The 1,142-nt window shown below is 64.0% G+C and carries 1 protein-coding gene and 1 pseudogene; both read left to right on the forward strand.

Translation table 11 applies throughout. The features are described 5' to 3' along the window. A pseudogene (locus ABZY11_RS44650) lies at positions 1-174 on the forward strand (DDE-type integrase/transposase/recombinase); the annotation flags it as partial. A gap of 136 nt (positions 175-310) precedes the next feature. Continuing rightward, positions 311-1,066: a hypothetical protein gene (locus ABZY11_RS44655; protein WP_356484641.1), complete on the forward strand. Its 756-nt coding sequence runs from the start codon at positions 311-313 to the stop codon at positions 1,064-1,066. Positions 1,067-1,142: the final 76 nt, after the last annotated feature.

Genomic DNA, 1,142 nt, shown 5'->3' on the forward strand with positions numbered 1-1,142 from the left:
GACGCCGATGGCAACGTGCTCGACATTTTGGTCCAGGGCCGAAGGGACAAGGCCGCGGCCAGGCGGTTCTTCCGCAAACTGCTCAAGAAGACCTGGTCGGTTCCGAGGGTGATCGTCACCGACAAGCTCCGCTCCTACGGCGCGGCCCACCGCGAGATCATGCCAGAGGGGCACGCACGGTTGAATACCCGAGGCGTGCCTCTTTGTCGGCAGAGCGAGCCGGCGAGGCCCACGAACTTTGGGGACGGGAGGAGGGGAAATGAGGAAGGAACCGGGCAGCGGGCTTCCGCGGGAGGGTACGGCCGGGGACATGACTGACCGGCTGATCGAGTATGTGGACAGCTATCGCCCTGGCTGGTCCCGGCGCGCGAAGGGTGCCACCGAAGCGGAGATCGCCGAATTGGAGGAGTTGTGCGGTCTCGCCGCCCTGTGCTGGCACTACCCCGAAGCGTACCGTCGCTACCTTGCCTTCTGCGGCCACGATGACAACGGTCTGCTGAAGAGTCTGGAAGGTACCTATGGCTTCCAGCGGACGGTTGCCGACTTGCGCGAGTTCTACCGTGATACGGACAACGAGCCCTGGACTGACCCGGAATACCCTGTCGTACTACTAAACACCCTTTACATGCCGCTATCCCTAGATCTGCGCCCTTCGATGCGCAGCGAGCCGGCCGTCGTGGATGGGGAGAACCCTGACAGGGTCTATGCGGAGTCGTGGGAGAAGCTGGTGTTCCAGAACGCCACCTGGCATGCCAGGTCGGCTGCGGCGGTGACCATGTGGGCATCCGCATCCCCGCACTCGCTGGCTGGGGCACTGGCCCGGACCAGAGCCGCCACTGCGGTCGAGGTCCTGTCGGCGTTCGGCGCAGAACACGGCCTTCAACCGGCCTGGTTCAACGACTCCCAGCACCTCTGCCTGTCCCGCGCCGACGTGATGGTGTTGGCTAACCTTTCGCACGGGGTGAATTTCAACGTCACAGGCGACAGCGGCACCGAGGTCGGCAAGCTGAGCAACCAACTCGCGCGCGCCGTCGGAGCCACGAACCTTGAATCGCCCCGGGTTTGATGGAGACATCGAAGACCCGGAAGGATGCCGATCATGGCTGCTCCCCGTAAGTACCCCGATGAACTGCGTGAACGCG

This window comes from Streptomyces sp. NPDC006510, assembly GCF_040611955.1.
In the GTDB taxonomy this organism is placed as follows: Bacteria; Actinomycetota; Actinomycetes; order Streptomycetales; family Streptomycetaceae; genus Streptomyces.

Excerpts from the sequence above, each read along its gene's own strand:
- ABZY11_RS44655 (WP_356484641.1), top strand. The coding sequence starts at position 311 with ATGACTGACCGGCTGATCGAGTATGTGGACAGCTATCGCCCTGGCTGG.